Annotated in this window: 13 protein-coding genes and 4 tRNA genes; 4 read left to right on the top strand and 13 right to left on the bottom strand. The window is 40.7% G+C overall.

Annotated features, from left to right (window positions below; translation table 11 throughout):
- Positions 1–32 precede the first annotated feature (32 nt).
- Complete coding sequence (locus MKL35_RS17835) at positions 33–566, bottom strand: HPP family protein (RefSeq protein WP_033846700.1); 534 nt, start codon at positions 564–566, stop codon at positions 33–35.
- A gap of 98 nt (positions 567–664) precedes the next feature.
- Between MKL35_RS17835 and MKL35_RS17830 the strand changes: the two genes are divergently transcribed.
- Together MKL35_RS17830 and MKL35_RS17825 are read left to right on the top strand one after the other, a co-directional pair.
- The gene (locus MKL35_RS17830; RefSeq protein ID WP_106479765.1) at positions 665–1,213 is read left to right on the top strand and encodes a TetR/AcrR family transcriptional regulator; all 549 of its coding nucleotides are present in this window, start codon (positions 665–667) and stop codon (positions 1,211–1,213) included.
- 14 nt (positions 1,214–1,227) lie between these two features.
- The gene (locus tag MKL35_RS17825) at positions 1,228–1,887 is read left to right on the top strand and encodes a VOC family protein (protein ID WP_106479764.1); all 660 of its coding nucleotides are present in this window, start codon (positions 1,228–1,230) and stop codon (positions 1,885–1,887) included.
- Between the two features lie 84 nt (positions 1,888–1,971).
- Here the strand turns inward: MKL35_RS17825 and MKL35_RS17820 are convergent, their stop codons facing one another.
- The 3 genes from MKL35_RS17820 to MKL35_RS17810 all read right to left on the bottom strand — a co-directional run bounded on the left by MKL35_RS17820 (position 1,972) and on the right by MKL35_RS17810 (position 6,020).
- The gene (locus MKL35_RS17820) at positions 1,972–3,201 is read right to left on the bottom strand and encodes a CaiB/BaiF CoA transferase family protein (RefSeq protein WP_106479763.1); all 1,230 of its coding nucleotides are present in this window, start codon (positions 3,199–3,201) and stop codon (positions 1,972–1,974) included.
- 51 nt (positions 3,202–3,252) lie between these two features.
- On the bottom strand, positions 3,253–4,575 hold the full coding sequence (locus MKL35_RS17815) for an MFS transporter (RefSeq protein ID WP_106479762.1): 1,323 nt from the start codon (positions 4,573–4,575) through the stop codon (positions 3,253–3,255).
- 224 nt (positions 4,576–4,799) lie between these two features.
- Positions 4,800–6,020 (bottom strand): acyl-CoA dehydrogenase, encoded by a 1,221-nt coding sequence (locus MKL35_RS17810; RefSeq protein ID WP_017393219.1) that lies wholly within the window; start codon positions 6,018–6,020, stop codon positions 4,800–4,802.
- A gap of 245 nt (positions 6,021–6,265) precedes the next feature.
- On the opposite strand from MKL35_RS17810, the gene MKL35_RS17805 reads away from it, so the two are divergent.
- The gene (locus MKL35_RS17805; protein ID WP_106479761.1) at positions 6,266–7,213 is read left to right on the top strand and encodes a LysR substrate-binding domain-containing protein; all 948 of its coding nucleotides are present in this window, start codon (positions 6,266–6,268) and stop codon (positions 7,211–7,213) included.
- Positions 7,214–7,306: 93 nt separating this feature from the next.
- On the opposite strand, the gene MKL35_RS17800 is transcribed toward MKL35_RS17805, so the two are convergent.
- Positions 7,307–8,482 (bottom strand): zinc-binding dehydrogenase, encoded by a 1,176-nt coding sequence (locus MKL35_RS17800; protein WP_106479778.1) that lies wholly within the window; start codon positions 8,480–8,482, stop codon positions 7,307–7,309.
- A 401-nt stretch (positions 8,483–8,883) separates the two neighbouring features.
- Between MKL35_RS17800 and add the strand changes: the two genes are divergently transcribed.
- Complete coding sequence (add, locus tag MKL35_RS17795; RefSeq protein ID WP_270914328.1) at positions 8,884–9,879, top strand: adenosine deaminase; 996 nt, start codon at positions 8,884–8,886, stop codon at positions 9,877–9,879.
- Positions 9,880–10,036: 157 nt separating this feature from the next.
- Here add and MKL35_RS17790 read toward each other — a convergent pair.
- The 8 genes from MKL35_RS17790 to MKL35_RS17755 form a co-directional block, all read right to left on the bottom strand.
- A tRNA-Pro gene (locus MKL35_RS17790) sits at positions 10,037–10,113 on the bottom strand.
- Positions 10,114–10,117: 4 nt separating this feature from the next.
- Positions 10,118–10,193 (bottom strand) — tRNA-His (locus tag MKL35_RS17785).
- A gap of 33 nt (positions 10,194–10,226) precedes the next feature.
- Positions 10,227–10,303 (bottom strand) — tRNA-Arg (locus MKL35_RS17780).
- Between the two features lie 56 nt (positions 10,304–10,359).
- Positions 10,360–10,436, bottom strand: a tRNA-Pro gene (locus MKL35_RS17775).
- A 142-nt stretch (positions 10,437–10,578) separates the two neighbouring features.
- Positions 10,579–11,643 carry a quinolinate synthase NadA gene (gene nadA / locus MKL35_RS17770; RefSeq protein WP_001278265.1) on the bottom strand — a complete coding sequence of 355 codons (1,065 nt, stop codon included), beginning with the start codon at positions 11,641–11,643 and terminating at the stop codon, positions 10,579–10,581.
- A 146-nt stretch (positions 11,644–11,789) separates the two neighbouring features.
- Complete coding sequence (gene argJ / locus MKL35_RS17765; RefSeq protein ID WP_106479759.1) at positions 11,790–13,010, bottom strand: bifunctional glutamate N-acetyltransferase/amino-acid acetyltransferase ArgJ; 1,221 nt, start codon at positions 13,008–13,010, stop codon at positions 11,790–11,792.
- A 136-nt stretch (positions 13,011–13,146) separates the two neighbouring features.
- Entirely contained in the window at positions 13,147–13,626 is a 480-nt protein-coding gene (locus MKL35_RS17760) for a methylated-DNA--[protein]-cysteine S-methyltransferase (RefSeq protein ID WP_002050401.1), read from the bottom strand.
- Between the two features lie 11 nt (positions 13,627–13,637).
- Entirely contained in the window at positions 13,638–13,958 is a 321-nt protein-coding gene (locus MKL35_RS17755; RefSeq protein WP_002050323.1) for a DMT family transporter, read from the bottom strand.
- Positions 13,959–14,012: the final 54 nt, after the last annotated feature.

The raw sequence follows: 14,012 nt of genomic DNA, 5'->3' as shown, positions 1-14,012 counted from the left end.
ATTTTAAGCTCAAACCACCACTCATGCTTTCCCTACTTTTTACTATTTAGAATTCCCAAGCCATACATCGGCCACTTGGTACTCGCTTTAATATTATTAATCAGCATTGCCACCAAAACTAAAGAAACTGCGCCGACCAAAACAGGGAAAATCAAAAAGCTCCACTGGTAATGTATGCTGCTCGCAGTAAGCAAAATAACCAAAGGATTGGCCCCAGCAGGTGGATGAACGCATTTAAACACTTGCATGAGCGCAATTGCACAGCCCACTGAAAAAGCAATTGTAAAAATAGAAACACCAACAAATTTTAGAAAAAACAAACCTACAAAAGCCGAAATAAGATGTCCAAATATAATATTTCTGGGCTGTGCTAAAGGTGACTGTGACACGGTATAGAGCAATACACAGGTCGCACCAAACGGTGCCATGATAAAGATATTATGTGTGAGCTTACTCAACCAAAGAAGTATAAAAATACTAACTGTACCCCCAATAAGGCTTCGCAAAATGTCAATTTTATTGGGCGATGGAGCAAGTTTTTCTTTGCCATAGAAAATAGAGAACATGATTTTTATTCCTTAAACAGAAGTTGCTTTTTAAAAAGCATATAGATAAAATTTCAAATAGTACAGATCTGTACTATTTTATTTTTTGGAAAAGTTTTATGTCTAAATCTGCCTTAAAAATATTAGATACAGCCGAGAAGTTATTTAATGAAAATAGTTTTGTCGGGGTTGGCGTTGACCTAATTCGCGATGAATCTGGCTGCTCCAAAACCACGATGTACACGTACTATAAAAATAAAAATCAATTGGTTAAGTCTGTGCTCGTTGCGCGTGATGAACGGTTTAAGCAAAGCCTTTTGGGCTATGTGGGAGATGCAACAGGGCTAGAAGCCATCAATAAAATTCTGGATTGGCACACCAACTGGTTTACACAAGATTTTTTTAAAGGCTGTTTATTTGTAAGAGCGGTCGCTGAGTCTAACCAAAATGATCAAGACATTATTTCTATTTCTAAAGCCCATAAACAATGGATTAAAGAACTCATCGCCGCAAACTGCAATATGCCCAATGGTGAAGCTTTATCCGAGCTGATCTATACGGTGATTGAAGGACTCATTAGTCGCTTTTTAGTCGATGGTTTCGATGAAACACTTGCGATAAACATGAAAAATTCTATTAATCAATTATTTAATATTCATCAACATTAGTATGAGAACTTAAAATGGAAGTCGACCATATTTTTATTTGTGTACAATCAGGCGCTCCCGAAGCTGAAACTTTAAAAAAATTCGGTCTAACAGAAGGTTCATCCAATAAGCACCCGGGTCAAGGTACCCAAAACAGACGCTTTTTCTTTAAAAATAGCTTTATCGAATTAATTTTTTTAAATAATCCAGAAGAAGCTTCAAGTGATCTCACAAAACCGACTCTGCTTTTTGAGCGACTAAGTACTCAAAATAATATCGCTTCCCCTTTTGGTATTTGTTTTCGCCCTAAAAATAAAGATGATAACGGCGCAAAATTTCCTAATTGGGTTTACAAGCCAAGCTATTTACCAGCCAGCTTAGAAGTAAATGTTGCCAAAGACTCTGTTGTATCTGAGCCAATGTGGTTCTTCCTTTCATTTGCTTCACGACCAGATCTTGCTGCAAAAGAAAAACAACAGCCACTTGTGCATAGCAAAGATTTATCAGAAATCACCGCAATTAAGGTTTCTATTCCAAACCTTGAACAGCACCCTACTTCATTGCTGTTCAATACACTTGATAATTTTGAAGTGACTGATGGAACGGAGCATTTAATGGAAATCAGTTTTGATCATGAGCCTCAAGGAATGATTCATGATTTCAGACCAGAGCTGCCGCTTATTTTTAAATATTAAAACGCTTATTTTCTAATAAAAAACTGTGATTTATTGCAAATCACAGTTTCCACTTTAATTTAATCACATTAAAAAAGTAACAACTTAAGCAATTTTCCCATCAATAATACCTTTCTCTTTTAACGCAGCCAGTTCTTCTGCGGTTTTAAATCTCGATAAGATTTGAGCGGTATGTTCACCTAGCTCTGGCGGTGCATGATGATATTCAACTGGAGTATCAGATAGCTTGATTGGTGAGCCTATGGTTTGAAAGTTTTCATTTAAACGATGAGGAATATTCACCACCAAATTACGATGGATGATTTGTGGTTCAGCCAAAGCATCTTCAATAGAGTTGATAACACCTACGGGAACTTTAAGCGCATGAATCATGTCGACCCATTCTTTAGCAGTTTTCTGCAAAAAGTGCTCCGACAATAAAGGAATCAGTTCATCTCGATACTTTACGCGGTCCTGATTACGCACAAACTTTTCATTTTCGAGTAACTCTGGATAACCAATCGCAATACACAAATCTTTAAACTGTTTGTCGTTACCGCAAGCAATAATAAACTCTTTATCTTTAGCCTTAAAAGTTTGATACGGCACAATACTCGGGTGTTGATTACCCATGCGTTGTGGCGCTTTACCCGAAGCTAAATAGTTCATTCCCTGATTTGCCAGTGCCGCGACCTGTACATCAAGGAGTGACATATCAATATACTGACCACGCCCTGTGTGCGAACGTGCAATCAAGGCCGCTTGAATGGCAATGGTTGAATATAAACCAGTTTGAATATCTACAACAGCCACGCCAACTTTTTGTGCACCACCGCCTGCCACATCATCAGGCTCACCGGTAATGCTCATTAAGCCAGACATACCCTGAATAATAAAATCATAACCGGGTTCTGCTGCACGTGGGCCATCTTGCCCAAAACCAGTAATCGAGCAATACACAATATTTGGGTTGAGCTCACTTAAGGAAGCATAGTCCAAACCATATTTAGCCAAAGACCCTGTCTTATAATTTTCAATGACGACGTCGGCAGTCTTGGCAATTTCATAAATTAAAGCCTGACCTTCGGGTGTGGTTATGTCCACCGCAACAGAATATTTATTGCGATTCGTACACTGAAAGTAGCCAGATTCACGGGTCATGTTTCCGTCTTGATCAGGCATCCATGGCGGTCCCCACATACGGGTGTCATCACCGACTCGAGGACGTTCAATTTTAATCACTTCCGCGCCAAGGTCTGCCAAGATTTGCCCACACCAAGGCCCCGCAAGTACACGACTTAAATCTAAAACTCGAATTCCTTGTAATGCACCCATAACGATACCCTTATCTTTTTAGAAGGTGCTGATGCACCTCCCTGTCATTGTTTATGATTGTCTTTGTGGATCGTACTGACGATCTTTAATAAATAAGCCTGGCAATACCCCTGCAACAAAATAGGCAGCGCCCATCACAATAAAGGCCATGGCAAACGTACCGCCCGATGCCAAGAAACCAATGGTGGCTGGTGCAATCGCTGCACCGACACGACCAATGTTATAAGCACCGCCAATGGCTGTTCCGCGTACATCCGTTGAAAAACTTTCAGCCATATAAGTCGCATTTACACCGTATGGAATGCCATATAAGAAGCCAAAGGTGATTAATAAATACAAAATATTGTCAGGGGTATTGAAGAAAATAATGATTGGCAAAAACACGGCGCTGGCTATTGTTCCAAACACAAAAACAGCACGGCGATTAAATTTATCAGCAAGATAACCCGCTAAAATTTTGCCTAGAATCATTGCTGTATATGAACCCACCATATAACTGGTTAAGTTTTTAAAGTTCATATGCACTTCTGTTTCTAAATAACTTGGCATCCAGTTGTTAATGCCGTAATAACCAAACTGTAAGAAGAATGCTGTGGTCATCCACAACAGAAACATTTTACGGTGCTTAAAGTTATTAAAGATTTGCTTATAAATACTGCCACTTTTAGGCTTTTCAGCCACCACTCTTTCTTTAGTCTGTCTGTTGCCTTGTAAGCTTTCAATTTTAGTGAGCTGCCAAGATTTTGGCTCTGGCACAAATCGTTGCAGGAAAATATTAATAAAAGCAGGCACCACGGTCAGGAAGAATAAAACACGCCAGCCGTGATCTGGAATAATTGCGCCAGCTAATAGGGTTGCGGCAATATAACCTACAGTCTGACCCGTCTGTAACGTGCCCAATACTGTTGTACGGTAAGTTGTGGGCACATATTCAGCCATTAAGGTATTACAGGCCATATAGAGTGCTCCGATTCCTAAAGCACCTATAAAGCGTAGAGCCATAAATTGCTCGAAGCTTTGCGTAAAGCCCAATAAACAGGTAGCTACTGAAAAGAAAGTCACCGAGTTGGCAATGGTCCGTACGCGACCAAACTTGTCACATGCCCAGCCACCCAAAATACCGCCAATACCCATACCCGCCAAAGAAGCACTACCTAAGGCACCCGCCTGAAAGGTACTTAACCCAAACTCTGCCTTTAAACTGGTCAAGCTATAAGACAGCAGCATAATATCAATACCATCCACCACCATCGCAAAATAGGCAAATAACAGCGCCCATTTCCATGTATGAGGGCCAATCTTTTCATATGTTCCAAGGTTGCTTGGAAATGTAGTTCTTAATTCTTTCGATATTACTTGAACGTCATTGTTCATCTTTAGTTCCTCATTTTCCCAAATGAGTCATCGGTAGCCTACTTATGTTTTCTGTATGACTTAATCTTCTATATTTTCAGCATTTTACATTTGGTTTTAAGTACACAGAGGCACATCTTCACATGAGTATCTTTACGATGAATCTTGTCACTTTCCATAAATTTTTGCGTAAAAATTCCTACAGGTGCTCCCGAAAGAACACCTCTATTTTTAAAATGAGTGAGTTAGTTACTAAATGCGGCAATGCCTGTTTGTGCACGACCTAAAATCAAGGCATGAACGTCATGTGTACCCTCGTAGGTATTTACGACTTCAAGATTGACCAAATGACGTGCCACACCAAACTCGTCACTAATGCCGTTTCCACCCATCATGTCACGTGCCATGCGGGCAATATCAAGCGCCTTTCCACAGTTGTTGCGCTTAATTAAGGAAGTACCCTCAACTGATGCAATGCCTTCATCTTTCATACGGCCAAAACGTAAAGCTGCCTGTAAACCCAAAGCAATTTCAGTTTGCATATCTGCCAGTTTCTTTTGAATCAGCTGATTTGCAGCCAACGGACGACCAAATTGTTTACGGTCCATGGTGTATTGATGTGCGGTATGCCAGCAGAACTCAGCAGCACCCATTGCCCCCCATGCAATACCATAACGCGCACTGTTCAAACAGGTAAATGGACCTTTTAAACCTCGAATTTCAGGAAACGCATTTTCTTCAGGTACAAAAACGTTATCCATCACAATTTCACCTGTAATCGATGCACGTAAACCGACCTTGCCATGAATGGCAGGCGCAGATAGACCTTCCCAGCCCTTTTCTAAAATGAAGCCTCGAATGTCACCCACATTACCTTCAGCAGAAACCTCTTTTGCCCAAACGACAAATACATCAGCAATTGGACTGTTGGTAATCCACATTTTTGCGCCACTTAAACGATAACCACCGTCAACTTTTTTAGCACGAGTAATCATACTGCCCGGGTCTGAACCATGGTCAGGTTCAGTCAAACCAAAACAGCCAATGTATTCACCAGTGGCAAGTTTAGGTAAGTACTTTTGCTTTTGTTCTTCAGTACCAAATTCATGAATTGGAACCATCACCAATGAGCTTTGCACGCTCGCCATAGAACGGTAGCCCGAGTCGACATATTCAATTTCACGCGCAACCAAACCATAACTCACATAGTTCAAACCCGCGCCGCCATATTGCTCAGGAATGGTTGGCCCCAGTAAGCCAAGCTCTCCCATTTCACGGAAAATAGATGGATCTGTTGTTTCATGACGAAATTGTTCAAGTACACGTGGTTGCAAACGTTCTTGACAATAGGCATGAGCCGCATCACGAATCATGCGCTCATCTGGGCTAAGCTGTTGCTCAATTAAAAATGGGTCTTGCCAGTTAAATTGAACTTTTGCTTTTTTTGTTGTCACCATGTGATTCATCGCATCCTCTGCTTGATTTGATCTTCTTTATTTAACTCGATGTTATGCGTGAAAAATTCAGTAATCAAACGATAAATGTTCATGCAGATATGCGACTTACGCATATTTAAAATAAGAGACATTAAATTTAGATATTTAATTCGTTGTATTTCATTAAAAATGACTTATTTTTATACTAAACTCGGATATTTGCATGTAGGTCATATGCTGTTTTGAAATATGATGACAAATAAAAGGATTTATTTATGCGAAGAAGCATCCCGTCCATTCAGGGCCTGATTTGCTTTGAAAGTGCAGCAAAACATCTAAGTTATACCTATGCTGCGCAAGAGCTATGCATTACTCAAAGTGCAGTTTCGCGCCAAATTCAGCAGTTAGAAGATTTCTTAGGTGTTGAACTCTTTATACGTACTCGGCATGGCGTCGAGCTAACCATTGCAGGACAACAATATTTTAAAAGCATTAAACCCTACTTGTTAGGGCTAGAGAAATGTACAGCCGATGTGATTTCTCATAAGGGTTTAGGTGGAACATTAAAGTTAGGTGTGGTTCCTACCTTTGCAACGCGCTGGCTGTTACCCAAGCTCCATCTTTTAAATCAAAAACACCCTGAAATTACGGTTCATTTAGAAACCAGTACGAAACCTTTTTTATTTAACGATAATATTTTTGATGCTGCTATTTTTGCAGGTACGCAGCAGCAAATTGACCATTGGCCCGGCATACAAGCACATTATTTAATGGATGAAGAAATTGTACCTGTGTGCTCACCAAAACTCATCGAAAAGTATTTTCCAGATGCTGTGATGATTAATGAAAATACCTATGATTTAAGCCCTGAAGATCTGCTGAAAATTCCCCTACTTCAACAAACCACTCGGCCTAGCATTTGGCAAGAATGGTTTCTGACTCATCACATGCAGCACCCGAAGCCTTTTGATGGACAACGTCACGAGTTATTTTCAATGCTTGCAGTTGCCGCGAGTCATGACATGGGAATGGCTTTAATTCCACAAATGTTGATTGAGTCTGAACTACAAAAAAAGGAACTGGTGATTGTTTCTAATAAAAAACTAAAAGGCAGCCGAAAGTACTATCTCATTCATTCGAGCCAAGATATCTCACCGACTATTCAAAAATTGGTTGAGTGGATTTACCAAGAACTAGAACAACTAAAGACCAATACGAATTAGCTCAGCAGCTTTCATTTACGCCCAATACTCACAAAAAAAGGTTGTGATTAATCAAATCACAACCTTTTTAGTTAAGCGTTAATGGCTTTGAAATTAATATTTCATTAATTGAATATCTGAACCGCTACGTTTCGGGTCAATTAAGATTTTGGCGTGCTGTTCAGGGTCACGTAATGCTTCAAATGCACTCGTAACACCTTCTAGACCAACAACACCCGTAATGAGCGGTGAACAGTTCACTTTACCTTCCGCAATCATGTGTAGCGCATCTCGGAACTCAAGCGGTGTATAGCCCAACACAAACTGAATTTCTAACTCTTTATTAATCGCAAGTGCGGGTTCTATTTTATCACTTTGCATGCACACGCCCACCCCAACAATTCGGGAAAATAAAGGTGCACCTTCAATAATTTGCTGTAAAACGCCCGGTACGCCAACACACTCAAAAATAACAGGGCGTTTTGGCAGAGCGCCTAATTTATCAATCATGCGCCATCCATGCCACCATGGTAAGCGAGTCGCTTGTAACTTATCAAACAGTCCCATGCCCATGTTAATGGCATCAGAAACATTGCCAAGTAAACCAAACTCTTTCCAGTTGGCAAATGGCGATGTCTCTTTAGGGTCTACCACAATATCCGCACCACATTGCTCGGCAAGCTTACGGCGGTTTGGAGAAAAGTCACTGGCAACTACGGTTTTAACCCCCGCTGCTTTAAGCATTAATATGACACCTAACCCAACAGGACCACAACCAATCACAATCGCAGGTTCACTCGTTTTTACACGACTACGGCGAACAGCATGCAATGCAACTGCCATTGGTTCAGTCATAGCGGCACTATCTGCATCTAGACCATTCGGTACTTCAAACATCAAGCTTGATTGAGCCAATACTTGCTCGGCATAGCCACCCGAAGCATTTTGGGAAAGCCCTGTAGACAAATAACCATGCTGATCTACATTTAAAAGCGGCATTGCACAAACGAGTGTGTCGGCTTTAAATTTATGACGTGTTTTTGGACCGTAGTCTAAAACCTTGCCGCAAAACTCATGTCCTAGTACAAACGGGTCTGTGGACTTCGCTAAACCATTAAACCCTACACGTGCAGCCAAATCATGCATGTGGTCGCAGTGGTGCTGCATATGTAAATCTGAACCACAGATCCCGCATCGCACCACTTCCAATAAAACTTGCCCTTTTGCAGGTGTTAAGTTCGGTTGATCCACTACTTGTAATGTTGCTTGATGACAAAGTACCGACTTCATTTGAGTGCTTCCTATTTCTTCTTTTTCATTTACTTGCCAGAAATAGATTTCTACAGATAAATTAATCGCTTTATCGGTTTGGTCTTTAGCAAGCCTTTCTTCATCTTTACAAGTAAAAGCCAAAATACCAATGACCATTCTTCAGCCAATCTACTCTTGAAGAGTCAACAAAAACAGGCTCAGCGAAATTAAAAACAATAAAAATCTTGGTGCTTGTATCTTACACAGACTGCGTTATCTTCTTAGGCCAGAACAATGTCATCAAAATTAAAACTTATACAAATATAGTAAGTTCAAAAAACTCAACTCAACGCTTTTCACAAAAACATAGCAAAACCAAACTTTTATCAGTGCCTCTAAACAGGCATGATAAATTGATGCAAACAGATAAGAAGAAATCTATGATTACAAATACACTCCCGCTTACAGATATACACCGTCATCTTGATGGCAACATCCGCATTCAAACTATTTTAGAATTAGGCCAACAATACCATTTAGATTTGCCTGCTTACGACATTGAATCTTTGCGACCACACGTACAAGTGATGGATAACCAACCTGACTTATTAAGTTTTTTATCGAAGCTCGATTGGGGCGTAAAAGTATTAGCCAGTTTAGATGCCTGCAAACGCATTGCTTTTGAAAACATGCAAGATGCAGCACAGCAAGGCCTAGACTATGTAGAACTACGTTTTTCACCGGGTTATATGGGAATGACCCATCAACTTCCACTTGAAGGGGTTGTTGAAGCTGTGATTGCTGGCGTAAAAGAAGGCAGCCAAGCTTACGGGGTAAAAGCGAATTTAATTGGCATTATGAGCCGTACTTTTGGCCAAGAAGCCTGCGAAAAAGAATTAAATGCCCTACTCGCCCATAAAAATGATATTAAAGCGCTGGATCTCGCTGGAGATGAGCTTGGTTTTCCGGGCAATTTATTTATTGAACACTTTAAAAAAGCGCGTGATGCAGGTTGGCACATTACGGTACATGCAGGCGAAGCTGCCGGCCCAGAAAGTATTTGGCAAGCTATTGAAGAATTAGGTGCCGAACGAATTGGACATGGCGTTAAAGCAGTTCAAGATTTAAAACTTTTAGATTATTTGGCAAAACACCAGATTGGTATTGAATCTTGTCTCACCTCAAATATTCAAACCAACACAGTACCCTCTTTAGCAGAACATCCATTAAAGACTTTTTTAGAACATGGTGTGCTTGCCACCATTAATACAGATGACCCTGCTGTTGAAGGTATTGAAATACAACATGAATATTTAACTGCTGCTCCACTGGCAGGTTTAAGTCCTGAGCAAATTTATACAGCTCAACAAAATGGACTTAAAATCGCATTTTTATCAGAACAAGAAAAAGATGAGTTAAGGCAGAAATATCAATAACAGAGAACAGAACTTATTTAAACAAGTTCAAATATTGGAGTGTGTATGAATTAAAATTTAAATATATAAAAACAAAAAAATTCCTTCTGTCTGTAAGACTAGAAGAAATTATTTTCAATATTTAGGATATTTTAGAAAGCTTGAACGCTTTTAAATATGGTCGGAGCAGTAGGATTCGAACCTACGACCCCCTGGTCCCAAACCAGGTGCACTACCAGGCTGTGCTATGCTCCGAAATTGGGGTGAATGACGGGATTCGAACCCGCGACAACTGGAATCACAATCCAGGGCTCTACCAACTGAGCTACATCCACCATCAAATAAGTTCTATGTACCAAGCTACCAAATGGCGCGCCTGACAGGATTCGAACCTGTGACCATCCGCTTAGAAGGCGGATGCTCTATCCAACTGAGCTACAGGCGCTTAACCGATGATGCTTATCATGCGATACTTCGCCGATCTTAAAATATTCTTTTAAGTGGTCGGAGCAGTAGGATTCGAACCTACGACCCCCTGGTCCCAAACCAGGTGCACTACCAGGCTGTGCTATGCTCCGATCTATCTCAGCTTTTGCTGTATCGCACATCGTGCGGTACGGTGTGCATTCTAGGCGCGACGCCCTCAGACGTCAACACCTATTGTCAAAAAAAGTTAAAAATCCTTATCAAATGTATATTTAACAAGCATTTTGAGGCTTTTTAACGTTTTAACGATGCACTAAAGGCTAACATTCGATCTAAAGGCATTTTGGCACGTTCAGCAAGCGCTGGATCAACGTGTATTTCTTGATCGCCTTTTTGTAAAACTTCTAAAATTCCATCAAGTTCATTCATTGCCATCCACGGACAGTGAGCACATGAACGACAAGTTGCTCCCTCACCCGCTGTTGGAGCTTCAACTAAAATCTTATCTGGTACTGCTTGCTGCATTTTGTAGAAAATACCACGGTCAGTTGCCACAATGAGTCTTTCATTTGGCAAAGTCTGTGCAGCTTTAATGAGTTGAGAAGTACTACCTACCGCATCAGCAATTTCTACTACCGACTCTGGCGACTCTGGATGTACCAATACAGCAGCGTCTGGATACAGTGCTTTCATGTTGGCAATGCCACGTGCACGGAATTCTTCATGCACAATACATGCGCCATCCCAAAGCAACATATCTGCACCGGTTTTCTTTTGAATATAGCGACCTAAGTGCTGATCTGGTGCCCAAATAATTTTTTCGCCCAAACTGTCTAGGTGCTCAACAATTTCAACTGCACAGCTGGAAGTCACTACCCAATCCGCACGTGCTTTAACAGCAGCCGATGTATTGGCATAAACCACTACGGTGTGGTCAGGGTGTTGATCACAAAATGCTGTGAACTCATCGACTGGACAACCTAAGTCAAGTGAACAAGTTGCTTCAAGTGTCGGCATCAGGATTGTTTTTTCAGGAGACAGAATTTTAGCTGTTTCTCCCATAAACTTAACACCAGCTACAACCAGTGTAGAGGCTGCATGATCTCGTCCAAAACGGGCCATTTCTAAAGAGTCAGAAACGCATCCACCTGTTTTTTCTGCAAGTTCTTGTACATCGGGATCGCAATAGTAGTGAGCAACAAGGACAGCATCACGTTTTTTGAGCTCTGCTTCGATCTGTGCAAACTTTTGTTGTTTTGCTTCTTCACTTAGGCGGTTGTCTTTTGGTTCACCTAAACGGTCTAAATGCGCTTGTACAATGTTTTTTGCATCGTTGGCAATTAAAGTCGCATCACTCATAAAACGTCTTCTCTATCCTTCATGCTGGCATACCTGCTCGCATATAACGTTACTGCTTAAATGATTTACTAAATTGAATCATTTAATATCAAAAGATGGGGCTAATAAAAAAGCCTCTTTGTCGAGGCTTGATTATAACTGAATATTTACGAACGGTAATCTGCATTAATCTTGACGTAGTCGTAAGATAAATCGCATGTGTAGACTGTGTCCTTGGCTTGACCGCGACCTAAATCAACGCGAATGGTAATTTCGGTTTGTGCCATAACGCGCGCACCCGCTTCTTCGGTATAGTCCTCGGCTGCACCACCATCTTTACAGATTTGAACGTCATCTAACCACACCTGAATTTTAGACACGTCTAAGTCTTTCACTCCTGCATAGCCAATTGCCGCTAAAATACGCCCCCAGTTCGGGTCAGATGCAAACAGTGCAGTTTTAACGAGTGGAGAATGTGCAATGCTATACGCAATGTCACAACACTCTTGAATATTACCACCACCCTCTACAGCAACAGTAATGAACTTGGTCGCACCTTCGCCATCACGTATAATTAATTGTGCTAAACGGTTCATGACACGAGCAAGCACTTCTAATACTTTTGCGTAGCGCACATCGCTGTCTGATGTAATTTCAGTGCCACCAGCCTGACCAGTCGCCACAAAAATACAAGAGTCATTTGTTGAAGTATCGCCATCAATGGTAATACGGTTAAATGAATGCTCAACGGTTGTCTTTAATAGCTTTTGGACTAAATCACGGCTAATAGGCGCATCTGTTGCCACAAAGCTCAACATGGTTGCCATGTTTGGACGGATCATGCCTGCACCTTTACTAATACCGGTCATGGTATAAGTAATGCCATCAAGTTCAAATTGTTCAGATGCACCTTTAGGAACTGTATCTGTCGTCATAATGCCAGTTGCTGCATCATTCCAAGCAGCATCTTGTACGCTATTTAATGCAGGTTGAAGACCAGCAAGTAAACGTTCCATTGGAAGCTGCTCACCGATCACCCCTGTAGAAAACGGAAGTACTTCAAAACTGTTCACACCAGCAAGCTCAGCTAACTTCGCGCAAGTAGCTTGAGCATTTTTTAAACCTGTAGGTCCAGTACCCGCATTGGCATTACCTGTATTAATTACTAAATAACGAGGATTGCCTTGGGCAAGATGAGCTTTAGAGACATGAACAGGTGCTGCACAGAAGGCGTTTTGAGTAAATACACCCGCAACATTTGAACCTTCTGCAAACTCAAAAATGACTAAATCTCGTCGGTTTTGGTAACGTACATATGCTTCTGTTGAGCCAATTTTTACACCTTTTACCACATGCATTTGTGGCATTGTTACGTCGCCGACAGCCATTTTTAGAACATCCAGAGTTTGTTATGAAAAGATCAATATTTCAGAAAATAGCGAGGTCATAAAACCCGCTTTATATGAAATATCAGTATTGACAGCTTATTAGAAAAGCCTGAAAAAATCGAGCGCTAAAAATAGCTTATTTTTGCTCTAATTTTAATAAAATATCTTTCTTATCAAGACCACCAGCAAAACCCACTAAAGCGCCACCCGCGCCAATGACTCGGTGACAAGGTGCAATAATCGAAATTGGGTTTTTACCATTGGCAGCCCCTACTGCTCGCACTGCTTTTTCATTTCCAATTTGAACAGCAATTTCTTTATAACTTCTTGTTTCGCCATAAGGAATGCTGAGTAATGCGGTCCATACCTGTTTTTGGAATGCTGTACCTTCAAAATCTAATGGCAATGTAAATTCACGGCGTTTGCCTTCAAAGTATTCTTTTAACTGTTGCTCAGTTTTTAATAAAACCGGATGCTCAGCTTGTTCGACCAGCTCTGCCAGTCGAACACGTTTTGGATTTTCATTGTCCCAAAGTACTGCCACCAAAGCATTTTCATTCGCAACTAGTTTTAATTGCCCAACAGGCGAATTGATATACTTATAAGACAGCAACATACTTTATCCTTTTAAGATGGAGACGAAATTTTCATTAGAACCAGTCCCGATACAATCAGTACAGCGGCAATCATTCTCATTGCACCAATAGGTTCATTGAGAAAAAATATACCCACTAAAAATGATCCAATTGCACCTATGCCTGTCCAAACCGTATAAGCAGTACCAAGAGGTAAAGTTTTCATTGATATTGAAAGCAGAACCACACTCAAAATCATAAAAACTACGGTAATAACACTAGGGGTTAAACGTGTAAAACCTTCAGACATTTTCATAGAATATGCCCAAATGATTTCAAATACACCTGCTAAAATTAAAATAGCCCAAGCCATAATATTCACTAATTTTTATAGTGTCAGGTCGTCCCGACATGATTACCCATTATG

The sequence above is a fragment of the Acinetobacter sp. AOR41_HL genome (genome assembly GCF_027854645.1).
Lineage (GTDB): Bacteria > Pseudomonadota > Gammaproteobacteria > Pseudomonadales > Moraxellaceae > Acinetobacter > Acinetobacter nosocomialis.
Note: the sequence above shows the minus strand (reverse complement) of the source record. Positions and strands in the feature narration are given on the sequence as shown.